This is a genomic window from Klebsiella sp. 4_1_44FAA (assembly GCF_000238715.1).
In the GTDB taxonomy this organism is placed as follows: Bacteria; Pseudomonadota; Gammaproteobacteria; order Enterobacterales; family Enterobacteriaceae; genus Klebsiella; species Klebsiella pneumoniae.
Window position 1 is genome coordinate 934,801 of record NZ_JH414799.1, and the last position, 22,259, is coordinate 957,059.

Here is a 22,259-nt window from a genome sequence, read left to right on the forward strand (position 1 = left end):
TTTTAACGATGATGTTTGACCACCTGCCTATCCTATAATTGACTGGTTCATAATTAATCACGCTAACTGGTGAAACATAAAACACAGATCATGAATAATCTGCCGCTGCTAAATGATTTACGCGTCTTTATGCTGGTCGCTCGCCGGGCCGGGTTCGCCGCCGCCGCCGAGGAGCTTGGCGTATCGCCGGCGTTCGTCAGCAAGCGGGTTTCGCTGCTGGAGCAAACCCTGAATGTGATGTTACTGCACCGGACCACCCGCCGGGTCACCATTACCGAAGAGGGGGAGCGGATCTATGAATGGGCGCAGCGCATTTTGCAGGATGTCGATGAGATGATGGATGAGCTTTCCGACGTGCGCCAGGTACCGCAGGGAACGCTGCGTATTATCAGTAGCTTCGGCTTTGGCCGTCGGGTTGTCGCCCCGGCGCTGTCGGCGCTGGCTCTCCAGTACCCGCAGCTGGAGCTGCGTTTCGATGTCCAGGACCGGCTGGTGGATTTAGTCAATGAAGGGGTGGATCTCGATATTCGCGTCGGCGACGATATCGCGCCGAATCTGATCGCCCGCAAGCTGGCGACCAACCACCGTATTCTCTGCGCGTCGCCGCAGTTTCTTGCCCGCCATCCGCAGCCGAAGCAGCTAAGTGACCTGGCAGCCTTACCCTGCCTGGTGATTAAAGAGCGCGACCATCCGTTTGGCGTCTGGCAATTGCACAGCAAAGAGGGCCAGCACGCGATCAAGGTGACCGGGCCGCTCTCCTCCAACCATGGAGAGATTGTGCATCAGTGGTGTCTGGACGGGCAGGGGATTGCGCTCCGTTCGTGGTGGGACGTCCGGGAGAATATCGCCAGCGGACATCTGGTGCAGGTGCTGCCGGACTACTGGCAGCCGGCCAACGTCTGGGCGGTTTACGTCTCCCGGCTGGCGACGTCGGCCAAAATCCGCACCACCGTGGAGTTTCTGCGCCACTACTTTCAGCTGCACTATCCGCAGCATGAGCCGACGGCCAGCGCCGTCGGCAGAGGCGATTAAACCCCAAGGCGGTCGCGCAGGCTGTAGTAGGCGGCGCCCATGGCGGTAAAAGGAATGCGCAGGCTGCGGCCGCCCGGGAACGGGTAGTGCGGCAGTTTGGCGAAGGCGTCGAAACGCTCGGCGTCGCCGCGCAGCAGTTCTGAAATCAAGCGTCCGGCAAGGTGGGTACAGGTCACGCCGTGGCCGCTGTAGCCCTGCATGTAGTAAATATTGTTATCGAGACGCCCGAACTGCGGCATCCGCGACAGGGTTAGCAGGAAGTTGCCCGTCCAGCGGTAGTCAATCTTCACCCCCTGCAGCTGCGGGAAGGTTTTCAGCAGTTTCGGCATAATCAGCCGCTCCACGTCGTCCGGATCGCGCGCGCCGTAGACCACGCCGCCGCCGTACAGCAGACGGTTGTCGCCGGTCAGACGGTAGTAGTCCAGCAGGTAGTTACAGTCTTCCACACAGTAGTTTTTCGGGATCAGCGAGCGGGCGACCTCTTCCGACAGCGGAGCGGTAGTGACCACCTGGGTGCCGCACGGCATGCTGCGTTTCGCCAGCTCCGGCTCCAGTTTATCGCCGAGATAGGCGTTGCCGGCGACGATCACGTAGCGCGCGGTGACCTGGCCGCGCGCGGTGCTGACCACCGCCGGGCTGGTGTGCTGGATGCGGGTGACCGGCGACTGCTCATACACCCGGCCGCCGTTCAGGCGAATGGCATCCGCTTCGCCGATGGCAAGGTTCAGCGGGTGAATATGGCCGCCGCTGTGGTCGAGCAGGGCGCCGACGTAGCGGTCGCTGTCCACTTCGCGACGAATGGCCTCTCTGTCCAGCAGCTCCAGCTGGGTGTTGCCGTAGCGCTCCCAGTTGGCTTTCTGCTCTTCCAGGGTTTCCAGCTGTTTATGGTTCATCGCCACGAACAGGCCGCCCGGGCGGTAATCGCACTGGATCTGATACCGCTGGATGCGTTCGCGGATGATATCGCCGCCTTCGAACATCATGCTGCCGAGCATTTTTGCCGCATCCGGGCCGTAGTTCTTTTCAATGACGTCGATATCGCGGCTATAGGAGTTGACCAGCTGACCGCCGTTGCGGCCGCTGGCGCCGAAGCCGATGCGCGCCCCTTCCAGCACCACCACGTCGTAGCCCATTTCGGCCAGATGCAGGGCAGACGAGAGGCCGGTGTAGCCGCCGCCGACGACGCAGACGTCACAGTTGATGGATCCCTCCAGCGTCGGGAACGGTTCATACTTGTTGGCGCTGGCGGCATAGTAGCTAGTGGTATGTTCAGTCATGATCAAGACTCCAGGGCAATCCAGATGGTTTTCAGTTCGGTGAATTTTTCCAGTGCGTGCAGCGATTTATCGCGCCCGTTGCCGCTCTGCTTGTAGCCGCCGAACGGAACGGTCATATCACCATCGTTATAGTTGTTGACGAAGACCGAGCCGGCCTTCAGGCGGCGGCTCATGCGGTGGGCGCGGGAGAGATCGCGGGTCCACACCGCGGCGCCCAAGCCGTAGTCGCTGTCATTGGCGAGCTTTAGCGCCTCTTCTTCGCTTTTGAAGCGGGTCACCACCAGCACCGGGCCGAAGATCTCTTCCCGGCTGAGGGTTGATGCCGGGTCGACGTCAACGAAAATGGTCGGGCCAACGGCGGCAGGCCACGGGTTTTTCCGTCCGTCGAGGAACAGGGTGCTTTGGCTTTCGCCGCCGCGAATAAAACTATGCACGTTGTCGGCATGGGTATTGTCAATCAGCATGCCCATGGTGGTGTCCGGATCGAGCGGGTTGCCCGGCTGCCAGTGTTGCGCCTCAGCTTTCAGCCGCGCCAGGAACTCGTCAGCGATGCTCTCCTCGAGCAGCAGACGGGTCCCGGCGATGCACACCTGTCCCTGGTTGTAGAAGATGCCGCCGGCGGTGGCGCTGACCGCTTGTTGCAGATCCGGGCAATCGGCGAAGACAATGTTGGCGCTCTTGCCGCCCGCTTCCAGCCACACGCGCTTCATATTGCTGTCGCCGGCGTCTTTCAGCAGCTGCTTGCCGGTGCGGGTGGAGCCGGTGAAGGTGATGACTTCAACATCAGGATGCAGGGCCAGCGCCTGCCCGGCCTCGTGGCCAAAGCCGCTGACCACGTTCAACACGCCGTCCGGCAGGCCGGCCTCTTTCGCCAGCCCGGCCAGACGCAGGGCGGTGAGCGGCGATTTTTCCGAGGGTTTGAGGATTACGCTATTGCCCGCCGCCAGCGCCGGGCCGAGTTTCCAGCAGGCCAGCAGCAGCGGGAAGTTCCACGGCACCACCGCGGCGATCACGCCAATTGGTTCGCGAACGATCATCGCCAGCTCGTTGCTGCCGGTGGGGGCCACTTCGCCATAGACTTTATCCAGCGCTTCGGCATACCAGCGAATGGCGCGGGCGGCGCCGGGAATATCGTCGCGCAGGCTGTGGCGAATCGGTTTGCCGGTATCCAGCGTTTCCAGCAGCGCCAGCTCTTCACGATGGGCCTCCATCAGATCAGCAAAGTGAGTGAGAACCGCTTTACGCCGGGTCGGAGAGGCCTGCGACCAGTCGCCGTTATCAAAAGCCTGGCGCGCGGCCTTCACCGCCCGTTCGACGTCGGCTTTTTTACCGCGGGCGACCTGGGCTAATGTCTGCTGCGCGGCAGGGTCGATCGTTTCAAAGGTGGTATTATCGGCCGCGGCGCAATATTCGCCGTTAATAAATAAGCGTGTTTCAATGGCCAGGTTTTTCGCTTTTTCCTGCCAGTAAGCCAGGTGCTGAAAATTCATCATGACTCCTTAAAAACATTATCGGCAAAATAATCAGTGCGGCGTTTTCAGGCTGCACGGGGGCACTGCGCCGGGCGCAGGGCATAGCGTATCCCCGGAGTTGAATACCGTTTTATTCTCCTGAGTTTTGACAGGTTGTTTGCAACCCGAATTATTCAGGAGCGAGTCGCCATTCACTGGCGTTAATTATTTCAGGGCCAACAGGAAATAATATTCCGTACGGCGCAGACGTTATTACTACGAGTTCTTCGCCGCGACGAAAATAGATTTTCCGTCGCGACAGGCCTGAAGTAAGCCTGAACCTCGTTCAGGCGAAATAATCAGAATGTGGTGGGGGTGTGGGCACTGATGATGCGGCAGATGCCTGCCGAGGTGTTGCTGAAGCTGTGCGGAATGCCGGTATTAATGGCATAGCTCTGTCCAGCCACCAGGTGGTACGACTGACCGTTAATGGTCAGCACGATCTCACCTTCCAGTATGGTGCCTATCTCCTCACCCTGATGCTTAATCCTCTCCCCGGTCGTGGTTCCAGGCTGGTAAGTTTCAAAAATCATCGCCAGCGTACGGTTCGGATTTCCGTTATGAACCAGCTTCATGGAAACGCCCTGACTTCCCATCTCAATCAGGTCATCCTGATTAATGACCACCTGGGGTTCGTCCGGCTTTTCGGGTTCAGAAAAGAATTCCGAGAGCGACAGCCCATAGACTTTCAGCAGCTTTTGCAGCGTACTGATGGCAGGACTGACTTTATCCTGCTCTATGGTGCTGATGGCACTATGTGTTAACCCAGACAGTTCGGCGGCACGACGCTGTGAGAGACCCAGCTGCTGGCGGATCTCTGACAGACGTTTCCCTGGCGCCAGTCCGTCATCGCTCATATTTGCATTTCCTTAACGGTAGTGGTCAGCGCCGCCGCTTTTCAGCATGATGGCCCTGACAGGCGGTGATAAAACCATCAAACAACATACGCGACAGGGCGTATTCGCTACTGTTCCATTCTGGATGCCACTGTACGCCCAGCGCGAAAGGATGATCGTTCACGCTGACCGCTTCCACCAGTCCATCCGGCGCTCGCGCCTCCACGCGCAGCTGCGGACTGAGGGTTTTTGCCCCTTGCCCATGTAGCGAGTTTACCCAAAACGTGTTGCAGCCCGGTATCAATTGCGACAGCAATCCTCCTTCCTGAACCTCAACCTGATGGGACGGCGCATACTGCTGCTCGACGGGCAGTTCAGGATCTTCGCGATGTTCAAGGAGCTCAGGCAGCTCGAACAGACGACGATACAGAGTCCCGCCGGTGGCGACAACCAGTTCCTGCAGTCCACGACAGATGGCGAAAATGGGGATGCGCCTTTCGAGCGCGGCGTTAATCAGCGCCATGCTCAGAAGATCACGCCCGGGGTCGGCGTCAGGCTCATCGCCGTTTTCACCATAAAGGTGCGGCTGCACATTGCTGGGGCTGCCTGGCAGGTAGATCCCGTCCAGTTTATCAACGACCGCGTTCAGTAGCTCCGGCTCCGCCAGCGCATGCGGCAGGGCAATCGGCAGTCCGCCGGCGTTCACAATTGCATTCAGGTACTTTTCTTGCAAGGTCTGGGTCTGGTGACCCTTAAGCCTGTTTCTACACATCACGACGCCAATAACTGGCTTGTACATTATATTTTCCATGATCGCCCTCACAAAGTGGACTAAATTATGACCGCTATAGCGGGTTTAACGGCCATATCGTTCAATATTTTCTCAATCTAGCAGTGGAAATAGCCCTTTGCAAACTTAATTTAACATTTGACAAACAATTTATTTGCATACACAGTCGATGGGGTGGGCATTATATTTAACGGTCTGAGTGCAGGACCGAAACCCAACCAACGGCGGTGAATCATGGAAACCAATATCGTAGAAGTTGAGAATTTTGTTCAGCAAACGGAAGAGAGACGGGTTAGCGCGTTCGCGAAAGAAGTGAAGCGCTACCTCGAAACCTACCCTGATACCCAGTATGTCGATGTCCTCCTCACTGACCTGAACGGCTGCTTCCGCGGCAAGCGCATCCCGGTTGCCGGCCTGAGCAAACTGGAGAAAGGCTGTTATTTCCCGGCCTCGGTGTTTGCGATGGATATTCTCGGCAATGTGGTGGAAGAGGCCGGTCTGGGCCAGGAGATGGGCGAGCCGGATCGCAGCTGCATCCCGGTACCCGGCACCTTAACCCCTTCGGCGGCTGACCCACAATCGATAGCCCAGGTACAGCTAACCATGGTTGATGAAGATGGCGCTCCCTTTGACGTTGAGCCGCGGAACGTACTCAACCGCCTCTGGCAGCAGTTGCGCCAGCGCGGGCTGTTCCCCGTGGTAGCGGTAGAGCTGGAGTTCTATTTACTGGACCGCAAACGCGATGCCGAAGGCTACCTGCAGCCGCCGTGTGCGCCGGGCACTGACGATCGCAACACCCAAAGCCAGGTCTACTCGGTCGATAACCTTAACCACTTCGCCGACGTGCTCAACGACATCGACGAGCTGGCCAAACTGCAGCTGATCCCCGCCGATGGCGCGGTGGCGGAAGCCTCGCCGGGCCAGTTTGAAATCAACCTTCACCATACCGATAACGTGCTGGACGCCTGCGATGATGCGCTGGCGTTAAAACGTCTCGTGCGTTTGATGGCGGAGAAGCATAAGATGCACGCCACTTTTATGGCGAAGCCTTATGAAGAGCATGCCGGCAGTGGGATGCATATCCACATCAGCATGCTGAACAATAAAGGGGAAAACGTGCTGGTGGACGGCGATGGGGAAGACTCTGCGCTGCTCAAACGCGCGCTGGCCGGGATGATCGATCTGATGCCGGCCTCGATGGCGCTGCTGGCGCCGAACGTGAACTCGTATCGCCGCTTCCAGCCGGGGATGTACGTCCCGACGCAGGCTTCGTGGGGGCATAACAACCGCACCGTCGCGCTGCGTATTCCGTGCGGCGAGCGGCAGAACCACCGCGTGGAGTATCGCGTCGCGGGGGCGGACGCCAACCCGTATCTGGTGATGGCGGCGATTTTCGCCGGCATTCTGCACGGGCTGGATAACCCCCAGCTGCCTTTACAGGAAGAGGTGGAAGGTAACGGTCTGGAACAAGAGGGCCTGCCGTTCCCGATCCGCCAGAGCGATGCGCTGTGGGAGTTTATGCAGAACGATCATTTGCGTGAGCGCCTCGGCGAGCGTTTCTGCCATGTTTTCCATGCCTGTAAGCATGATGAATTACTGCAGTTTGAGCGTCTTATCACAGAAACCGAAATTGAGTGGATGTTGAAAAACGCCTGATGGTCGCCCCGCGAGGGGCCCATAAGTTTGGTAATCAGTAGCATCATACGGCCTGAGCGGAGCCTGGCCGACGTTTTTGCTGGGAGCCCAGCCATTTCCCGGATGTCGCGTTAAGGAGCGCAGGCGGCAACGGGGCTTCAGTTAACGACACAGTGTGTGACGAGGAAATGAGATGATGCAGATATTCAAATATCCGCAGGGAGAGGGAGGCCGCTCAGGCCGCATTGGATGCCAGCCAGCTACCGCTTACCGGTCCGTCTTACCCTTTTATCTATGCCTTACCCCTTTGCTAAGCAGGTTTGTCACGCGGACGTTGGGCCCGCAAACTGTTAACAGCAAGGGGGGTATGGGCGATGGCTATTAATCCTCCGGCGCATAACGCCGCTCAGGCGGGCAGACCGCGTCTGCGTAAATCCCTCAAACTCTGGCAAGTGGTGATGATGGGGCTGGCCTATCTGACGCCAATGACGGTGTTTGATACCTTCGGCATCGTCTCGGGCATCAGCAATGGCCACGTTCCGGCGTCTTATCTGCTGGCGCTGGCTGGCGTGCTGTTCACCGCCATCAGCTACGGCAAACTGGTGCGTCAGTTTCCGGAAGCCGGTTCCGCCTATACCTACGCGCAAAAATCCATCAGTCCGCACGTCGGCTTTATGGTTGGCTGGTCGTCGCTGCTGGATTATCTGTTTCTGCCGATGATCAACGTCCTGCTGGCGAAGATCTATCTCTCGGCCTTGTTCCCCGAAGTGCCGCCGTGGGTGTGGGTAGTGACCTTTGTCGCTATTCTGACCGCCGCGAACCTGAAAAGCGTTAACCTGGTGGCCAACTTCAATACCCTGTTCGTGCTGGTGCAGATTTCGATCATGGTGGTGTTTGTCATTCTGGTGGTGCAGGGGCTGCATAAAGGCGAGGGGGTGGGTACCGTCTGGTCGCTGCAGCCGTTTATCAGCCAGAATGCGCATCTGATCCCGATTATTACCGGCGCGACCATTGTCTGCTTCTCGTTTCTCGGCTTCGACGCGGTGACCACCCTGTCGGAAGAGACCCCTGACGCCGCGCGGGTGATCCCGAAGGCAATTTTTCTCACCGCGATGTACGGCGGCATTATCTTTATCGTCGCGTCGTTCTTTATGCAGCTGTTCTTCCCGGATATTCATCGCTTTAAAGACCCCGATGCCGCGCTGCCGGAGATTGCGCTGTACGTGGGCGGCAAGCTGTTCCAGTCGATTTTCCTGTGCACCACCTTTGTTAACACCCTGGCGTCCGGCCTGGCCTCCCATGCCAGCGTCTCCCGTCTGCTGTACGTGATGGGCCGCGACAACGTCTTCCCGGAGCGCATTTTTGGCTATGTGCATCCGAAATGGCGTACCCCGGCGCTGAACGTGATTATGGTGGGCATCGTTGCGCTGTCGGCGCTGTTCTTCGACCTGGTGACCGCCACCGCGTTGATTAATTTCGGCGCGCTGGTGGCCTTCACCTTCGTTAACCTGTCGGTGTTCAACCACTTCTGGCGGCGCAAGGGGTACAACAAAACCTGGAAGGATCGACTGCATTATCTGCTGCTGCCGATGGTCGGGGCGTTGACGGTCGGGGTATTGTGGATCAATCTCGAGGCCACCTCCCTGACGCTCGGCCTGGTGTGGGCGGCGCTTGGTCTGCTGTACCTGACTTATCTGACCCGACGCTTCCGCAAACCGCCGCCGCAGTTTGATGCCGCTAAAGCGGAGCAGGCCTGGGAGTCATAGGTTCTGAGGCATAAACTGAACGAAAGCAGGCCCGCAGGCCTGCCTTCGTTTTGGCTTCGGTAAGGGACAGTACAGGACGGTAAAGAAATCAGCAGAAAACGGTGGGGAACGGAAGGTATTATTTCTTCTTTTTATGGACAGGTAACTGACTGGCGCGCCGCTCTTTGAGGTACGACACCAGGCTGTAGATGGCGACGCCCAGCAGCGCCACCGCGACGATAAAGAGAATAAGACCCGACATAGACCAACCTAATATTCTGTTTGGAAAGGGAAAAAGATACAGGGCTCTGTGTGAAGATAACATCGGGATATGTCTGAAAGATGACGCCTCATCGCGAGAATATCCGGCGGCGGGGTTGTGATAAAATATTTCCCGCAGGGATGTGACCGCCTGGGTTTCACCTGAAATGGCGTAACACTCCGTTAAGTGATTTTACAGAAGTGCGGCCTACAGCGAGTTACGCTGACCGCGAATAAGAACGATCTGAGAGTCAGTCATGTATAAGAAAACCCTCAGCCTGCTGGGCGTAGCGTTGGCGCTGTCTGCCTTCGCCAGTCAGGCTGAAAGTGAACGTCAGGCGAGCCGCGAGCGGATCGTGGAGCAGGTCCTCAAGCCGTGTGAAGGCAAAAAGGCGGGCGATAAGGTGGTGATTACCGATCGCCGCGGCGGCGAGCACGAGGCGATCTGTACCCTGACGGCGGTTCCGCTACCGGAGTAGCGCCCGCCGCACGGTGCCGCTTATCGATACCGCGGCGCAGGCTGTCCGGTTCGCGCGCTGGTAAACAGCGCCAGTCTGGACTGCTCAAAAGTCTCCCACAGTCCCAGGTCATGAACCGGTGGTAAGGTGACCTGTTCACCCATCTCCAGCCCCCTGAGAGCGGCGTCAACCAGATCCTCGGTGGTCATTACCGTGCCGCTGGGCAGAGCGTCCAGCGCCACGCCGGAGGTCGGCCACAGATCGGTAGCGGTCGCCGCCGGCAATACCGCCTGAATACGCACGCCGCTGTCGGCAAACTCCTCCTGCAGGCCGCGGGTGAAGCTCAACACCCAGGCTTTGCTGGCGCTGTAGACTGCGCTGCCCGGCAGCGTATGCAGCGCGAGGATAGAGGCAATATTGATCAGCGTCCCCCGGCGTCGTGGGGTGAAAGCGGCCAGCGCGGCATAGCTCAGACGCAGCAGCGCGGTGGTGTTGAGCGTATGAATCGCCTGGTGCTCGCGTGGCGTACTGGCGAGAAAACCCGCCAATTTCGCGGTGCCGGCGTTGTTAATGAACAGGTCGATGGCGGGATCCTGCTGCAGACGCTGCTCTACGGCGGCAATCCCGTGCTCTTCGCTAAGATCGGCTTTGAGGATGCTTGCCTGGATGGCGTAGCGCGCCTGCAGCTGGTCGGCGAGCGCCTGCAGACGGTCTTCACGACGGGCGGCGAGGATCAGGTTGTAGCCGCGGGCGGCGAGTCGTTCGGCATAGATCGCGCCGATACCTGAGGACGCGCCGGTGATAAAAGCTGTGTGCGATGGTTGGGTCATGAGAAATGCCTCGTAAAAGGTTGCATTATTAAACCAAATTCAGCATGAGATATTAGGTTTAATAATGCAACCATTTTGCCAGGACTTTTTCATTTTTGCCTGTCGCGGGCAGCGTTTAGTCGTTCAGCGGGATAGCGATGGTGATGTCCGCCGGGGCCAGCTCACGGCCATCTGCCGCCTGCAGGACCAGCTTACGCAGGGGCTGGCGCTGCTGGCGGTCAATGAGCCGGGTCGCCGGTTCGTCAGGATCGAACAGATGGTCGTCTGCCCACTGGGAGAGGGCGACCAGCACCGTCTGCAGGGCACGGCCCTTATCGGTCAGGACATACTCCTGCCAGGCGCTGCCGTCGGAGGCCGGCTGCAGGCGCAGGATGCCTTCATCCACCAGCATTTTCAGCCGCCCGGCGAGCATGTTTTTGGCGATACCGAGGTTTTTCTGGAATTCGCTAAAACGGCGCACCCCGCGCAGAGCATCGCGGACGATCAGCAGCGACCACCAGTCGCCGATAACGTCGAGGGAGCGGGCGATAGGGCAACAGCTGTTTTCCAGACGGGTACGTTTCACGAAAGCCTCCAGGTTAATTGTTTCATTATAAAACTCTTTGCCCGGCAGGGGAAATTTTCGGCTACGGTCTAAGTTTGCGAGCGATTACCAGGAAAAATGTCATAAATCCGGCACAATTAACGCGATGATAATAAATGACTAAGGATGAAGGGATGAAAAAACGTCTACTTGCCGCCGCCGTTGCCGGCGCGGTGATGTTATCCGCTGGCGCTCAGGCGCAGGACACGGCCGCCCCGGAGGGGTATCAGCTGCAGCAGGTGCTGATCATGAGTCGTCACAACCTGCGTGCGCCGTTGGCCAATAACGGCAGCGTGCTGGAGCAGTCCACCGCCAAGGCCTGGCCGCAGTGGGATGTGCCGGGCGGCCAGCTGACCACCAAAGGCGGTGTGCTGGAGGTGTATATGGGCCACTATATGCGCGAATGGCTGGCGCAGCAGAAGCTGGTGACCAGCGGCGAGTGCCCGCCGGAAAACGCGGTTTATGCCTACGCTAACAGCCTGCAGCGCACCGTCGCCACCGCGCAGTTCTTTATCACCGGCGCGTTCCCGGGCTGCGGCATCCCGGTGCATCACCAGCCTCAGATGGGCACCATGGACCCGACCTTCAACCCGGTTATTACCGACGACTCCCCGGCGTTTCGCGAGAAAGCGCTGCAGGCGATGGAAAAAGAGCGCCAGGGAATGCAGTTGACCGAGAGCTACAAGCTGCTGGAGACGATGATCGATTACCGCAACTCACCCTCCTGCAAAGAGAAGAAGGTCTGTTCCCTGAGCGAGGGTAAAGATACCTTTAGCGCCGGTTATCAGCAGGAGCCGGGAGTGTCCGGACCGTTGAAGGTTGGCAACTCGCTGGTAGACGCCTTCACCCTGCAATATTATGAAGGCTTCCCGAAAGATCAGGTGGCGTGGGGGGAGATCGCCAGCGATAAGCAGTGGCAAGTGCTGTCGAAGCTGAAAAATGGCTATCAGGATAGTCTGTTTACCTCGGTGGCGGTGGCGCAAAACGTCGCCAAACCGCTGGTTAAATATATCGATAACGCGCTGGTGGGCGAGGGAGCCAGCAAGGCGAAAGTCACGCTGCTGGTGGGACACGACTCGAATATCGCTTCGCTGCTCACCGCCCTGGACTTTAAGCCCTATCAACTGCCCGGCCAGTATGAGCGCACTCCTATCGGCGGCAAACTGCTGTTTCAGCGCTGGCATGACAGCGCCGGTAATCGCGATCTGATGAAGATTGAGTATGTCTATCAAAGTACCGAGCAACTGCGTAACGCCGACGCGTTAACCCTGCAGACCCCGCCGCAGCGGGTCACTCTGGCGCTTAACGGCTGTCCGGTTGATGACCAGGGATTCTGCCCGCTGGAGACCTTTAAAAAGGTGATCAACGAGGCGGCGAAATAACGAAAAAAACCCGGAGCACTCCGGGTTTTTTTAGCAGGTTAGGGTGAGCCCAGGTGGGGATAAACCTCCTAGACGTTTTTACGCTCAATCGTCTGTTCGCCCCAGAACAGGCTGTCTTTATCGGTTTTGGCAAAGGCCAGCGCCAGCACTTCGTCGCTGCCTTCCTCCCAGATTTGCTCCGCCAGTTTCTCATCGTAGTGGGCGACTTCGAAAATCGCCTCGGCAATTTCCGGTGAGGTGTTACGTAAACTTGCCCATTCGCCGACGCGATGTGCTTTTGCTTCTTGAGTTGGCATAGTGCTCCTCCTGCAGAAGATTAGCCGTGCAGTTTAACGGCCAGTTTGGCGACATGTTCACCCTGATAGCGGGCGATGGCTAACTCTTCCTCGCTCGGCTGCCGCGAGCCGTCGCCGCCGGCGATGGTGGTTGCGCCATAAGGGGTACCGCCGCGTACCTGGGAGATATCGAATAGCTCCTGGGCGCCATAGCCGATCGGGACGATGATCATGCCGTGGTGGGCCAGCGTCGTCCAGGTCGAGGTAATGGTTTGTTCCTGGCCGCCGCCGGTACCGGTTGAGCTAAATACGCTGGCGATTTTGCCATACAGAGCGCCGGACGCCCACAGACCGCCGGTTTGATCGAGGAAAGTACGCATCTGACCGGACATGTTGCCGAAGCGCGTCGGGGTACCAAAGATGATGGCGTCATACTCTGCCAGCTCCTGCGGCGTGGCGACGGGCGCGTTTTGCGTTTTCCCGCCTGCTTTGGCGAATGCTTCAGCCTGCATGGTTTCCGGCACGCGCTTCACAACCACCTCAACGCCGTCCACCCGGTTCGCCCCATCGGCGACGGCGTGAGCCATGGTTTCAATGTGTCCATACATGGAATAATAAAGCACCAGAATTTTAGCCATTTCCATCACTCCTCGGTTGCATTATAAGCCAGCAAAATAGCTGGTACCTTTAAAGATAAAGCCTCCGCCGGAGAGTGCAAATCCAACGGGCATTTGTTTGATTTATAACAAAATGACAAAGCGTTATTTACTTTTCCTTGCACCGCGCGGCCTGAAAGGAAGTGAAGGAGGAAGCGTTGCGCCTGCTATTTTGGCCGCTGCGGCGAGGATGTAGCATCAGGATACATTTTTGCTGACTATTTTTTCTTCGCCAGCAGAGTCGGTTAGGAGCTGTTCGCGGCGCGAGGAAGCTTTTTTCGCCCGGCTTTGTTTCTGGATATTACATTCGCCGCCGTCAGCCGCAGTCATTCACTAACCTTATAGATACGCGGCAGGACAGCGGCGTCGCCGCTCCCGCGTAATGCACTATGATGTCTAACCTAATGGAGGTCAGTAATGGCAAACCATCGTGGCGGTTCCGGCAACTTTGCCGAAGACCGTGAAAGAGCATCAGAAGCAGGACGTAAAGGTGGCCAGCATAGCGGGGGGAATTTTAAAAATGACCCTCAGCGCGCCTCAGAGGCTGGCAAAAAAGGGGGTAAAAACAGTCATGGTAGTCGTGAAAGTTAACGCGCGACTCGCACTGTTCTCTTTGATGCGGTGTTAATCTCCCCCGACCCAACCGCATCGCCCTCGCCGCCGGCATCTGCCGGCGGTTTTTTTATCTGTCGGTGGTTGCGCTCCCGCCGGGCGGATTGCACACTGGTCGCCCGTTAATCGTCATGGCTGTCTTATGTCTTCGTTAAAATTCTCCGTTAGCCGCCAGGAAGCGCTCCTTATCATGATCACCATGTTCTGGGGAGGGACGTTCCTTGCCGTACAGTACGCGGTGAGCCTCAGCGGGCCGCTGTTTTTTGTCGGTTTGCGTTTTGCGACCGCCGCGCTGGCGGTGGGCCTGCTTTCGCTGCGCACTCTGCGCGGTCTGACGTGGCTGGAGGTGAAGGCCGGGGTAGCGATTGGCGTGGCGATTGCGCTGGGGTATGGCCTGCAGACCTGGGGACTACAGACCATCTCCAGCAGTAAATCTGCCTTTATCACCGCGATGTATGTGCCGCTGGTGCCGCTGCTGCAGTGGCTGTGCCTGGGACGTATGCCGGGGGTGATGTCCTGCGTGGGGATTGTGCTGGCCTTTATTGGTTTAATTCTGCTGGCCGGGCCGGAAAATAATCTGCTGGCGCTTGGCGTGGGGGAGATGATCACTCTGGCAAGCGCGGTGGCGATCGCGGCGGAGATTATCCTTATCAGCGCCTGGGCCGGGAAAGTCGATGTCCGCCGGGTGACGGTGGTGCAGCTGGCGACCGCGTCGCTGGTGGCTTTCGCCGCCATGAAGCCGGCGGGTGAATCGGTGCCGTCGTTGACGCCGGCCCTGCTCGGCGTCGCGCTGGGGCTGGGGATTTTCAGCGCGATCATTCAGGTGACCATGAACTGGGCGCAGCGCAGCGTCTCGCCGACGCGGGCCACCCTTATTTATACCGGTGAACCGGTATGGGCCGGTATTTTTGGCCGGCTGGCCGGTGAGCGTCTGCCGCTGCTGGCCCTGCTCGGCTGCGTTTTGATCCTCGCGGGGGTGCTGGTGAGCGAGCTGAAGTGGAAGCGCAAGTCGCCGCCGCAGGTTTCCACAAACGACGATGCGCAGCCGCTCACGGACCTGGCCGATCGCCGCGAGCCATAATGTTTTCCTTCTGACCCGACAGCGGCGCTTATCCTGGCTGGTATTCGTTCGGCTCTGATTGTCTCCAGGCCCGTGCCAGCGCAGCTCCGCCGGGCGATGACTGCGGGAACGGAGCCGCTTTTATGCCGGGTGGCGGCTGCGCCTTACCCGGCCTACGTTCGTACGACCTGCTGTTAATTTATTCACCATTGTTGCTGAAACTGCCGGTGCTGACGGCCTCAAAATCGCTGAGACATTCCCGGAAGGCCGTGGCAGTCTCCAGGCCCGGCAAGCGCAGCGCCGCCGGGCGGTCAGGTTCCGTGCCCGTGGTGGTGCCGGATGGCGGCATAAATCCCTTATCCGGCCTACAGGATCACACCACCCAGGCCCACACCGCTCCCTGCGCCAACGCCGCGCTAATGTGGCTTACACCGGCGTTACCCTGGCCTCCTTCGCCTCGCGCGTCCCGCGATGAAGCAGCGCGTGCAGCAGGATCGCCCCGAAGGTGGCCGTGCCAATCCCGCCCAGCGTAAAGCCGCCCAGCGACAGCGCGAAATCGCCGGCGCCCAGCACCAGGGTCACCGACACCATGATCAAATTGCTGTTTTGACTCAGATCCACCCGGTTTTGCACCCAGATCCGCGCCCCGGCGACGGCAATTAAGCCAAAGACCACGATCGAGGCGCCGCCGATTACCGGCCCGGGAATGGTGTGGATTAATGCGCCGAACTTCGGCGAGAAACCCAACAGCATGGCAATCAGCGCCGCGGCGACAAACACCAGCGTTGAGTAGACCTTGGTCACCGCCATGACGCCGATGTTCTCCGCATAGGTGGTGACCCCGCTGCCGCCCACCGAACCGGAGAGCATGGTCGCCAGCCCGTCGCCGACGAAGGCGCGCCCCATGTACGGGTCCATATTGCGCCCGGTCATCCCGGCGACGGCCTTCAGGTGCCCGAGGTTCTCGGCCACCAGGATCACCGCGACCGGCGCAATCAACATCATCGCCTGGCCGTTAAAGGATGGGGTGGTAAAGTGCGGCAGCCCGAACCACGCCGCCTGGGCGAGGGGGGAGAAGTCCAGCGGTTTGCCAAGGCCCAGGCCGTTAGCCAGCAGGGCGTACAGCGCGCAGGCGACGATCAGGCCGACCAGGATCAGCAGTCGCTGCAGCATCCCGCGGGTAAATACCGCCACTATGCCGATGCAGAGCACAGTTAACACCGCCATCCAGCTGTCGAAGGCGCTGGCGGAGACGCTGCGCACGGCAATCGGCGCCAGGTTCAGGCCGATAGCCATCACCACCGCGCCGGTCACCACCGGCGGCATCAGGCGCTCGATCCAGCGGGTGCCGATCTTCATCACCACCAGACCAATCAGGGTGTAGACCAGCCCGCAGGCGATGATCCCGCCAAGGGCGACGCTCAGATGAGGGTTCAGCCCCTGGCCGTTAAAGCCGGTAATGGCGATCACCACCCCGACAAAAGCGGCGCTGGAGCCGAGATAGCTCGGCACCCGTCCGCCGGTGACGACAAAGAACAGCAGGGTGCCGACGCCCGACATCAGAATAGACAGGTTCGGGTCGAGCCCCATCAACAACGGCATCAGCACCGTCGCGCCGAACATCGCAACGGCGTGCTGCACGCCCATCACCAGCGTTTGCCCGGCCGACAAGCGTTCATCGGGGGCGACAACGCCGGATTCGGCGGCGGGAGAGGTCAGCTTCCAGCGAGGAAAATCGAAGAGTGCCATGATGATATCCCGGGTTAAAGGTTAACAAGCGGGTCGCATAAGCGTGTGATAGCCGCGGTCAAACCACATCAGTCCCCGGGGCTCCGGGTGACGGGTAATGGCCACGACGTGACAAAACAGAATGTCGTGCGTCCCGACGCTGACGCGCTGGTCGATGCGGCAGTCAAAGCTGACCAGAGCCGCCACCAGCCGCGGACAGCCGGTGGCGCCGGTCTGCCAGTCGGCGGCGGCAAAACGCTCGTCCATTGCCGTTTTACCGCCAAACAGCGTCGACAGGGCCTCCTGTCCGGCCGCCAGGGTATTGACGCACAGCGTGTGGTGTTCGCTGAACACCGGCCACACCGAGGCCGAGCGGTTCAGGCAGACCAGCAGGGTCGGCGGCGTGTCGGTAACGCTGCAGACCGCGCTGGCGGTGAACCCCGCCCGGCCCGCCGGGCCATCGGTGGTAATAATGTTAACCGCGGCGCCGACGTGGGCCATGGCGTCACGGAAACTCGCTTTGTCCGTTAACTCCATCGTAAACTCCTTATGCCAGCAGGCAGGCTTCATCAAAGGACAGGCGCGGCAGGCGGCCGTACAGCTTGCCGGGGTCGCCATAGCCGATATTCACCAGTAGATTGCTTTTCCAGCCGTTGTCGGCAAAAAATGCCGCGTCGACTTTTTCCCGGTCAAAACCGGACATTGGCCCGGTGTCGAGGCCCAGCGCCCGGCAGGCAAAAATCAGATACGCCGCCTGCAGGGAGCTGTTGCGAAACGCGGTCTCTTCCGCCAGCTGCGGGCTGGAGGTAAACCAGCTGCGGGCGTCACCGTGGGGAAACAGGGTCGGCAGCCGGTCGTAGAAGGCGCTATCCCACGCCACGATGGCGGTCACCGGCGCCTGCATGGTTTTCTGCAGATTGCCGCTGGAGAGCGTCGGGCGAAGTTTCTCTTTGCCTTCCGCGCTGCGCACGAACACGATGCGCGCTGGCGAACAGTTGGCGGAAGTCGGCCCCATTTTCATCAGGTCCCAGACGGCCTGCAGCTGCGCATCGCTCACTGGCTTATCCAGCCAGCCGTTGTGGGTCCGGGCCTGGGTAAACAGCGTCTCGCAGGCCGTGTGGTTTATCGCGTCGTTCATCGGGTCTCCCTGGCGACCGGCAGCATAGCGGCCAGCCCGTCGCGTAAAATGGTATTAAAGGTATCGGCGTCGGTGACGTTACAGGCATGGCCGCCCCACGGCATTTCCACGAGCTGGCTGCCGGGGATCGCCGTCTGCAGCACGCGGGAGCAGGAGGCGGGGACCAGCAGGTCGTCAGCGGCGCTGATAATCAGCGTCGGGCAGGCGATGGCCGACGCACGGCGTGAAAAATCAGCCTGCTTCAGGGCCTGTAGCCGCTTCAGCAGATTCTCTTTGCCCTGAAAATGGCTGATGGCAAGCGCATCTTCCGCTTCGAGGCGCGGCAGGCGCGCGGCCATCCATTCCGCCGGGTAGAGAAATAGCGGCTGCGCTTCGACCCACGCCTGCGCGCCGCCGGCATGCAGCAGACGCTCGCGCACCTGGAAGCAGCGGCGGGTATGCGGCGACAGCGACAGCCAGCCGTTGACCAGCGCCAGGGCGCTCACCGCCTCGGGGCGATCGAGCGCCAGCTGCAGGCCAATCAGCGCCCCCAGGGCGTGGCCCACCAGCGCGAAGCGGGCGATCCCCGCCGCTTGCAGAGCGCTGAACAGCTCCCCGGCCATCGTCGCCAGGCTGTAGTCGGCGGGCAGCGGACCGGCGTTCTCCCCGGTCCCGTTATGGTCATAACTCACCAGCTGATACTGTTCCTCCAGCGCCGCGCGCTGCGCCAGCCAGTAGCCGCCGCCCCCGCCCAGACCGGCGCTGAGGACCACCACCGGCGCGCCGGGCCACGGAGCCGGAGCAATATTGAGCCTCATCATGTCGGGGTACCGATATGGGCGACGCTGGCGATTTCCACCAGCGCATCGGGCTTCACCAGTCCGCACTGAATGCAGAAGCGCGCCGGTTTATCGCCGGGGAAGAACTCGGCGTAGACCTCGTTAATCGCGGCGTAATTTGTCCAGTCGGTGATAAAGATGCTGTTGAAAGTCACATCCGCCATACTCCCGCCCGCCGTTTCGATAACGCTCCTGATGGTCTCCAGCACGTGGCGGGTTTGCGCCTTTGGGTCGCCGATGTGCACCACATTGTTTTGCTTATCAAACGGCAGGGTGCCCGAGACGTAGACCACCCCGTCGGCGAGCGTCCCCGGAACAAAGGGGGCAATCGGCGCGGTGGTGCCTGGCGGAATAATCACCTGTTTAGGCATAACGTTTCTCCTTGGCTAAAGCCAGCGGGGCGGCGGGGGACAGCGCGTGGCAGAAGCTCTCAACGTCGCTGACCCAGCCGAAAAAGGTTTCAATATTGAACAGCGCCGCCTGCTGGGCGAAGGCCGGGCCGGCCTGATGGGTGGCATCCTCCAGCACGATGCCGAAGTATTCGAGAAAGAAGCCATCGCGCAGCGTCGATTCGACGCAGACGTTGGTGGCGATCCCGGTGAACACCAGGTGGCGTATGCCGCGGCTGCGCAAAATGCTGTCGAGCGGGGTGTTAAAGAAGCCGCTGTAGCGCGGTTTCGGCAACACGATATCGCCTTCCTGCGGCGTCAGCTCGTCCACCAGCTGATAATCCCAGCCGCCTTTCGCCAGCAGCTTGCCCTGCAGCTCCGGACGCTGACGCATCGTTTTCAGCGCGTTGGATTTGTGATAGTTCGGCGAGCCCGGGCCGCCAGCTTCAACATACTGATCATCCCAGCCATTCTGGAACCAGATAATCAACATACCCGCGGCGCGAGCGGCGGCGACGGCGGTATTAATATTGTCGATAACCGGCCGGGTAGCGGAGACGTCAAAGCCGGCGAGATCCAGATAACCGCCCTGGCTGGCGTAGGCGTTCTGCATATCGACCACAATCAGCGCGCTCTGCTGCGGCGCGAAGGACAGGGATTCCGGGCGAGCGGGAAGGGTAATCATCAGGCCACCTCACGGGTAACAGAAGCAATGTGGTTCCGGCAGCGCATCAGCGGCTGAATGCGTTCGCCAAAGGCGTCAATGCCGGCAAGAAAATCATCAAAGGTCAGCAGCACGCCGTCGGTGCCGGGCACGCTCGCTACTTCATCAAGCATACGGGCGACGCTGGCATACGATCCGACCAGGGTGCCCATGTTAATGTTGACCGCCGAGGTGGGGTCGGCCATCTGGCGCACGTTGGTATCGCTGCCGGAGCGGGTATCTTTCTGACTCTGCTCGGTGAGCCACGCCAGCGCTTCTTCATCGGCGCCCGCTTTGTAATGTTCCCATTTGGCGCGCGCCGCCTCGTCGGTTTCGTCGGCGATCACCATGAACAGCACATAGGACCCCACGTCGCGGCCGGTTTTTTCCGCCGCCTGCATCATGCGTGCGGCGGTCGGGGCAAAGGCCGTTGGCGTGTTGACCCCTTTGCCAAAGCAAAAGTTGTAGTCCGCATGCTGGGCGGAGAAGGCCATCCCGGCATCGCTCTGCCCGGCGCAGATCACCTTCATCGGCTGCGACGGGCGCGGGCTGACCCGGCAGTCGTTCATGGTGAAGTAGTCACCTTTGAAATCGCTGCGCCCGGTGCCCCACAGGTCACGGAGCACCTGGACGTATTCGGTGAGATAGTCATAGCGGCTGGCGAAATAGTCATCTCCCGGCCACATGCCCATCTGGTCATATTCCGGTTTTTGCCAGCCGGTCACCAGATTGACGCCAAACCGGCCGCCGGAGATGGAGTCGATAGTGGAGGCCATCCGGGCGACAATCGCCGGCGGCAGCGTCAGGGTGGCGGCGGTGGCGTAGATCTGGATCTTCGAGGTCACCGCGGCCAGGCCGGCCATCAGGGTGAAGGACTCCAGGTTGTGATCCCAGAATTCAGTTTTCCCGCCGAAGCCGCGCAGTTTGATCATGGAGAGCGCGAAGTCGAAATGGTAGTGCTCGGCCTTCTGCACGATGGCCTTATTCAGTTCAAAGGTCGGCATATACTGCGGGGCATGGGTGGAGATCAGCCAGCCGTTGTTGCCAATGGGAACGAAAACACCAATTTTCATACCTACCTCTCTGCAGTCATGGAAGATGGGTTGCGATGGTGCGGCATCCTGCCTCTCCCTGGACCACCTCGCAGAAAAGGTAAAGCAAAGGCGATGCCAGTTTTATAAATGCTAATGTTATTAATGTGTTACTTTTGAGTTGCTAAAAAGGACGATAAAAAAGTGGACTGGATGGTCAAAATCAGTGCACGAAAAAACGGCAGTCATGCGCAATCAGGGTGCATGGGGTCGTGTCGGCGCAGGGCTTTTGCTATGCTGGTGGCGTCAACTGAAGGAGAGGATGTATGGCACAGGGCGCGGTGAAGAAAAGCGGCAAACGTTCACAAGCGGTCAGCGCCAAAAAGGAGGCCATCCTGGCCGCCGCGCTGGAGGCATTTTCGCAATTTGGTATTCACGGTACGCGGCTGGAGCAGGTGGCTGAGCGCGCCGGGGTATCGAAAACCAATCTGCTCTATTACTACCCTTCGAAAGAGGCGCTGTATGTGGCAGTCCTGCAGCAGATCCTCGCCATCTGGCTGGCGCCGCTGAAGGCCTTTCGTGAGGATATCAGCCCGCTAGTGGCGATCCGCGAATATATTCGCCTGAAGCTGGAGGTGTCCCGCGATCACCCCCAGGCCTCGAAGCTCTTCTGCCTCGAGATGCTGCAGGGGGCGCCGCTGCTGATGGGCGAACTGACCGGGGATCTGAAAGCGCTGGTCGACGAAAAATCGGCGATAGTCTCCGGCTGGATCGACCGCGGCAAGCTGGCGCCGGTCGATCCACAGCATTTAATCTTTATGATCTGGGCTACCACCCAGCATTACGCCGACTTCGCCACCCAGGTGGAGGCGGTCACCGGCGCCACGCTGCAGGATGCGGCCTTTTTTGAACAAACGGTCGATAATGTCCAGCGGATGATTATCGAAGGCATTCGCGTCCGTTAATTGGCGGGCGGCAGCGGGCAGCTTTGATCGCCATCCTCGCACTGTAGCAGCGAGGCGAGGAAAGACTCCCGCTCCACGCTCTTATCGGTCATGCACTGGCTGACCAGCATTGGCTGCATGCTGCCGCCTTCGGCGCCGGACGCGAGAAAGGCGCAGTCGGCGTCGCGTAAGGCGATCCATGCCTGCTGCGCCTGCTTCAGTAATGTTTGTTGTTTACCCACCGCCCGCTGCAGGGCCTGCTGCCAGGTGTCGTTCAGTTTTTTATCGGCCGCCTGATACTGCGCGGCCGCGCACTGATTCATTTCGGTCTGGGTGTTGGCGCTGCTGCACTCGTCCGCCAGCGCCGCGCCGCTGGCCAGCAGGGCCATCACGGCAAATAACGTGCGTTTCATTGTTCTGCTCCCATAAAAAAGGCTCCCGTCCGGGAGCCTTAATTAAACACAGCTGACGTCGGCTGTCATTAGCTGATCGCAGCGCAGACTGATTGCCCGGATGGCGGCGCACAGCGCCTTATCCGGGCTACCCTTTGGCGGTGGTAGGTAGC

26 protein-coding genes are annotated in these 22,259 nt (G+C 59.6%); 8 read left to right on the plus strand and 18 right to left on the minus strand.

Features of this window, described 5'->3' with window-relative positions; all coding sequences use genetic code 11:
* Positions 1-69: 69 nt before the first annotated feature.
* Entirely contained in the window at positions 70-1,032 is a 963-nt protein-coding gene (locus HMPREF1024_RS16105) for a LysR substrate-binding domain-containing protein (protein ID WP_073972668.1), read from the plus strand.
* On the opposite strand, the gene HMPREF1024_RS16100 is transcribed toward HMPREF1024_RS16105, so the two are convergent.
* The 4 genes from HMPREF1024_RS16100 to puuD form a co-directional block, all read right to left on the minus strand.
* Entirely contained in the window at positions 1,029-2,309 is a 1,281-nt protein-coding gene (locus HMPREF1024_RS16100) for an FAD-binding oxidoreductase (RefSeq protein WP_002898585.1), read from the minus strand. The two genes, HMPREF1024_RS16105 and HMPREF1024_RS16100, sit on opposite strands and share 4 nt — an antisense overlap.
* A 2-nt stretch (positions 2,310-2,311) precedes the next feature.
* The gene (puuC, locus tag HMPREF1024_RS16095) at positions 2,312-3,799 is read right to left on the minus strand and encodes an aldehyde dehydrogenase PuuC (RefSeq protein ID WP_009308380.1); all 1,488 of its coding nucleotides are present in this window, start codon (positions 3,797-3,799) and stop codon (positions 2,312-2,314) included.
* A gap of 320 nt (positions 3,800-4,119) precedes the next feature.
* Positions 4,120-4,677 carry an HTH-type transcriptional regulator PuuR gene (gene puuR / locus HMPREF1024_RS16090; protein ID WP_002898590.1) on the minus strand — a complete coding sequence of 186 codons (558 nt, stop codon included), beginning with the start codon at positions 4,675-4,677 and terminating at the stop codon, positions 4,120-4,122.
* 25 nt (positions 4,678-4,702) lie between these two features.
* Complete coding sequence (puuD, locus tag HMPREF1024_RS16085) at positions 4,703-5,455, minus strand: gamma-glutamyl-gamma-aminobutyrate hydrolase (RefSeq protein ID WP_074195906.1); 753 nt, start codon at positions 5,453-5,455, stop codon at positions 4,703-4,705.
* Positions 5,456-5,680: 225 nt separating this feature from the next.
* Between puuD and HMPREF1024_RS16080 the strand changes: the two genes are divergently transcribed.
* Positions 5,681-7,102, plus strand: coding sequence for a glutamine synthetase family protein (locus tag HMPREF1024_RS16080; protein WP_002898595.1), 1,422 nt, complete (start codon positions 5,681-5,683; stop codon positions 7,100-7,102).
* 353 nt (positions 7,103-7,455) lie between these two features.
* Positions 7,456-8,847 (plus strand): APC family permease, encoded by a 1,392-nt coding sequence (locus HMPREF1024_RS16075; RefSeq protein ID WP_004141463.1) that lies wholly within the window; start codon positions 7,456-7,458, stop codon positions 8,845-8,847.
* A gap of 118 nt (positions 8,848-8,965) precedes the next feature.
* On the opposite strand, the gene HMPREF1024_RS30560 is transcribed toward HMPREF1024_RS16075, so the two are convergent.
* Positions 8,966-9,088 (minus strand): small membrane protein, encoded by a 123-nt coding sequence (locus HMPREF1024_RS30560; RefSeq protein ID WP_002898600.1) that lies wholly within the window; start codon positions 9,086-9,088, stop codon positions 8,966-8,968.
* 256 nt (positions 9,089-9,344) lie between these two features.
* On the opposite strand from HMPREF1024_RS30560, the gene HMPREF1024_RS16065 reads away from it, so the two are divergent.
* Positions 9,345-9,566 (plus strand): hypothetical protein, encoded by a 222-nt coding sequence (locus HMPREF1024_RS16065; protein ID WP_002898602.1) that lies wholly within the window; start codon positions 9,345-9,347, stop codon positions 9,564-9,566.
* A 20-nt stretch (positions 9,567-9,586) separates the two neighbouring features.
* Here the strand turns inward: HMPREF1024_RS16065 and HMPREF1024_RS16060 are convergent, their stop codons facing one another.
* Positions 9,587-10,375, minus strand: coding sequence for an SDR family oxidoreductase (locus HMPREF1024_RS16060; RefSeq protein WP_004150831.1), 789 nt, complete (start codon positions 10,373-10,375; stop codon positions 9,587-9,589).
* 115 nt (positions 10,376-10,490) lie between these two features.
* Entirely contained in the window at positions 10,491-10,940 is a 450-nt protein-coding gene (locus HMPREF1024_RS16055; RefSeq protein WP_004183617.1) for a helix-turn-helix domain-containing protein, read from the minus strand.
* A 152-nt stretch (positions 10,941-11,092) separates the two neighbouring features.
* Between HMPREF1024_RS16055 and agp the strand changes: the two genes are divergently transcribed.
* The gene (gene agp, locus HMPREF1024_RS16050) at positions 11,093-12,340 is read left to right on the plus strand and encodes a bifunctional glucose-1-phosphatase/inositol phosphatase (RefSeq protein WP_009308382.1); all 1,248 of its coding nucleotides are present in this window, start codon (positions 11,093-11,095) and stop codon (positions 12,338-12,340) included.
* A 68-nt stretch (positions 12,341-12,408) separates the two neighbouring features.
* Here the strand turns inward: agp and HMPREF1024_RS16045 are convergent, their stop codons facing one another.
* From HMPREF1024_RS16045 to HMPREF1024_RS31245, 3 genes are all read right to left on the minus strand, one after another.
* The gene (locus tag HMPREF1024_RS16045; protein ID WP_002898701.1) at positions 12,409-12,636 is read right to left on the minus strand and encodes a YccJ family protein; all 228 of its coding nucleotides are present in this window, start codon (positions 12,634-12,636) and stop codon (positions 12,409-12,411) included.
* A gap of 20 nt (positions 12,637-12,656) precedes the next feature.
* Entirely contained in the window at positions 12,657-13,253 is a 597-nt protein-coding gene (gene wrbA / locus HMPREF1024_RS16040; protein WP_002898704.1) for an NAD(P)H:quinone oxidoreductase, read from the minus strand.
* A gap of 216 nt (positions 13,254-13,469) precedes the next feature.
* Positions 13,470-13,601, minus strand: coding sequence for a hypothetical protein (locus tag HMPREF1024_RS31245; protein ID WP_004224058.1), 132 nt, complete (start codon positions 13,599-13,601; stop codon positions 13,470-13,472).
* Positions 13,602-13,688: 87 nt separating this feature from the next.
* Between HMPREF1024_RS31245 and HMPREF1024_RS0126240 the strand changes: the two genes are divergently transcribed.
* Both HMPREF1024_RS0126240 and HMPREF1024_RS16035 read left to right on the plus strand, forming a co-directional pair.
* Positions 13,689-13,862, plus strand: coding sequence for a general stress protein (locus HMPREF1024_RS0126240; RefSeq protein WP_002898708.1), 174 nt, complete (start codon positions 13,689-13,691; stop codon positions 13,860-13,862).
* A 163-nt stretch (positions 13,863-14,025) separates the two neighbouring features.
* The gene (locus HMPREF1024_RS16035) at positions 14,026-14,964 is read left to right on the plus strand and encodes a DMT family transporter (RefSeq protein WP_004183619.1); all 939 of its coding nucleotides are present in this window, start codon (positions 14,026-14,028) and stop codon (positions 14,962-14,964) included.
* Between the two features lie 405 nt (positions 14,965-15,369).
* On the opposite strand, the gene rutG is transcribed toward HMPREF1024_RS16035, so the two are convergent.
* The 7 genes from rutG to rutA are packed head-to-tail and all read right to left on the minus strand — an operon-like array spanning position 15,370 to position 20,792.
* Complete coding sequence (gene rutG, locus HMPREF1024_RS16030; RefSeq protein WP_004211313.1) at positions 15,370-16,692, minus strand: pyrimidine utilization transport protein G; 1,323 nt, start codon at positions 16,690-16,692, stop codon at positions 15,370-15,372.
* Between the two features lie 21 nt (positions 16,693-16,713).
* Positions 16,714-17,208, minus strand: a complete 495-nt coding sequence (gene rutF, locus HMPREF1024_RS16025) for an NADH-dependent FMN reductase RutF (RefSeq protein WP_009308384.1) — start codon at positions 17,206-17,208, stop codon at positions 16,714-16,716.
* 10 nt (positions 17,209-17,218) lie between these two features.
* Positions 17,219-17,809, minus strand: coding sequence for a malonic semialdehyde reductase (locus HMPREF1024_RS16020; protein ID WP_002898814.1), 591 nt, complete (start codon positions 17,807-17,809; stop codon positions 17,219-17,221).
* On the minus strand, positions 17,806-18,609 hold the full coding sequence (gene rutD / locus HMPREF1024_RS16015; RefSeq protein ID WP_009308385.1) for a pyrimidine utilization protein D: 804 nt from the start codon (positions 18,607-18,609) through the stop codon (positions 17,806-17,808). Before rutD ends, HMPREF1024_RS16020 begins: the two co-directional genes overlap by 4 nt.
* Positions 18,606-18,998 (minus strand): pyrimidine utilization protein C, encoded by a 393-nt coding sequence (gene rutC, locus HMPREF1024_RS16010; RefSeq protein WP_002898877.1) that lies wholly within the window; start codon positions 18,996-18,998, stop codon positions 18,606-18,608. The genes rutD and rutC overlap by 4 nt, the downstream gene beginning before the upstream one ends.
* Complete coding sequence (rutB, locus tag HMPREF1024_RS16005) at positions 18,991-19,701, minus strand: pyrimidine utilization protein B (protein ID WP_009308386.1); 711 nt, start codon at positions 19,699-19,701, stop codon at positions 18,991-18,993. The genes rutC and rutB overlap by 8 nt, the downstream gene beginning before the upstream one ends.
* Positions 19,701-20,792, minus strand: a complete 1,092-nt coding sequence (gene rutA / locus HMPREF1024_RS16000; RefSeq protein ID WP_004179293.1) for a pyrimidine utilization protein A — start codon at positions 20,790-20,792, stop codon at positions 19,701-19,703. Before rutA ends, rutB begins: the two co-directional genes overlap by 1 nt.
* A 284-nt stretch (positions 20,793-21,076) precedes the next feature.
* Here rutA and rutR point away from each other — a divergent pair, with 284 nt between their 5' ends.
* Positions 21,077-21,715 carry an HTH-type transcriptional regulator RutR gene (gene rutR / locus HMPREF1024_RS15995; protein ID WP_002898883.1) on the plus strand — a complete coding sequence of 213 codons (639 nt, stop codon included), beginning with the start codon at positions 21,077-21,079 and terminating at the stop codon, positions 21,713-21,715.
* Here the strand turns inward: rutR and HMPREF1024_RS15990 are convergent.
* Complete coding sequence (locus tag HMPREF1024_RS15990; RefSeq protein WP_002898886.1) at positions 21,712-22,107, minus strand: lysozyme inhibitor LprI family protein; 396 nt, start codon at positions 22,105-22,107, stop codon at positions 21,712-21,714. The genes rutR and HMPREF1024_RS15990 overlap by 4 nt on opposite strands.
* Between the last annotated feature and the right edge of the window lie 152 nt (positions 22,108-22,259).

What these genes read in the sequence shown, in the direction of transcription:
- HMPREF1024_RS16100 (WP_002898585.1), bottom strand. Translation starts at nt 2,309, where the DNA reads ATGACTGAACATACCACTAGCTACTATGCCGCCAGCGCCAACAAGTAT.
- puuC (WP_009308380.1), bottom strand. Translation starts at nt 3,799, where the DNA reads ATGAATTTTCAGCACCTGGCTTACTGGCAGGAAAAAGCGAAAAACCTG.
- puuR (WP_002898590.1), bottom strand. Translation starts at nt 4,677, where the DNA reads ATGAGCGATGACGGACTGGCGCCAGGGAAACGTCTGTCAGAGATCCGC.
- puuD (WP_074195906.1), bottom strand. Translation starts at nt 5,455, where the DNA reads ATGTACAAGCCAGTTATTGGCGTCGTGATGTGTAGAAACAGGCTTAAG.
- HMPREF1024_RS16080 (WP_002898595.1), top strand. Translation starts at nt 5,681, where the DNA reads ATGGAAACCAATATCGTAGAAGTTGAGAATTTTGTTCAGCAAACGGAA.
- HMPREF1024_RS16075 (WP_004141463.1), top strand. Translation starts at nt 7,456, where the DNA reads ATGGCTATTAATCCTCCGGCGCATAACGCCGCTCAGGCGGGCAGACCG.
- HMPREF1024_RS30560 (WP_002898600.1), bottom strand. Translation starts at nt 9,088, where the DNA reads ATGTCGGGTCTTATTCTCTTTATCGTCGCGGTGGCGCTGCTGGGCGTC.
- HMPREF1024_RS16065 (WP_002898602.1), top strand. Translation starts at nt 9,345, where the DNA reads ATGTATAAGAAAACCCTCAGCCTGCTGGGCGTAGCGTTGGCGCTGTCT.
- HMPREF1024_RS16060 (WP_004150831.1), bottom strand. Translation starts at nt 10,375, where the DNA reads ATGACCCAACCATCGCACACAGCTTTTATCACCGGCGCGTCCTCAGGT.
- agp (WP_009308382.1), top strand. Translation starts at nt 11,093, where the DNA reads ATGAAAAAACGTCTACTTGCCGCCGCCGTTGCCGGCGCGGTGATGTTA.
- HMPREF1024_RS16045 (WP_002898701.1), bottom strand. Translation starts at nt 12,636, where the DNA reads ATGCCAACTCAAGAAGCAAAAGCACATCGCGTCGGCGAATGGGCAAGT.
- wrbA (WP_002898704.1), bottom strand. Translation starts at nt 13,253, where the DNA reads ATGGCTAAAATTCTGGTGCTTTATTATTCCATGTATGGACACATTGAA.
- HMPREF1024_RS31245 (WP_004224058.1), bottom strand. Translation starts at nt 13,601, where the DNA reads ATGACTGCGGCTGACGGCGGCGAATGTAATATCCAGAAACAAAGCCGG.
- HMPREF1024_RS0126240 (WP_002898708.1), top strand. Translation starts at nt 13,689, where the DNA reads ATGGCAAACCATCGTGGCGGTTCCGGCAACTTTGCCGAAGACCGTGAA.
- HMPREF1024_RS16035 (WP_004183619.1), top strand. Translation starts at nt 14,026, where the DNA reads ATGTCTTCGTTAAAATTCTCCGTTAGCCGCCAGGAAGCGCTCCTTATC.
- rutG (WP_004211313.1), bottom strand. Translation starts at nt 16,692, where the DNA reads ATGGCACTCTTCGATTTTCCTCGCTGGAAGCTGACCTCTCCCGCCGCC.
- rutF (WP_009308384.1), bottom strand. Translation starts at nt 17,208, where the DNA reads ATGGAGTTAACGGACAAAGCGAGTTTCCGTGACGCCATGGCCCACGTC.
- HMPREF1024_RS16020 (WP_002898814.1), bottom strand. Translation starts at nt 17,809, where the DNA reads ATGAACGACGCGATAAACCACACGGCCTGCGAGACGCTGTTTACCCAG.
- rutD (WP_009308385.1), bottom strand. Translation starts at nt 18,609, where the DNA reads ATGATGAGGCTCAATATTGCTCCGGCTCCGTGGCCCGGCGCGCCGGTG.
- rutC (WP_002898877.1), bottom strand. Translation starts at nt 18,998, where the DNA reads ATGCCTAAACAGGTGATTATTCCGCCAGGCACCACCGCGCCGATTGCC.
- rutB (WP_009308386.1), bottom strand. Translation starts at nt 19,701, where the DNA reads ATGATTACCCTTCCCGCTCGCCCGGAATCCCTGTCCTTCGCGCCGCAG.
- rutA (WP_004179293.1), bottom strand. Translation starts at nt 20,792, where the DNA reads ATGAAAATTGGTGTTTTCGTTCCCATTGGCAACAACGGCTGGCTGATC.
- rutR (WP_002898883.1), top strand. Translation starts at nt 21,077, where the DNA reads ATGGCACAGGGCGCGGTGAAGAAAAGCGGCAAACGTTCACAAGCGGTC.
- HMPREF1024_RS15990 (WP_002898886.1), bottom strand. Translation starts at nt 22,107, where the DNA reads ATGAAACGCACGTTATTTGCCGTGATGGCCCTGCTGGCCAGCGGCGCG.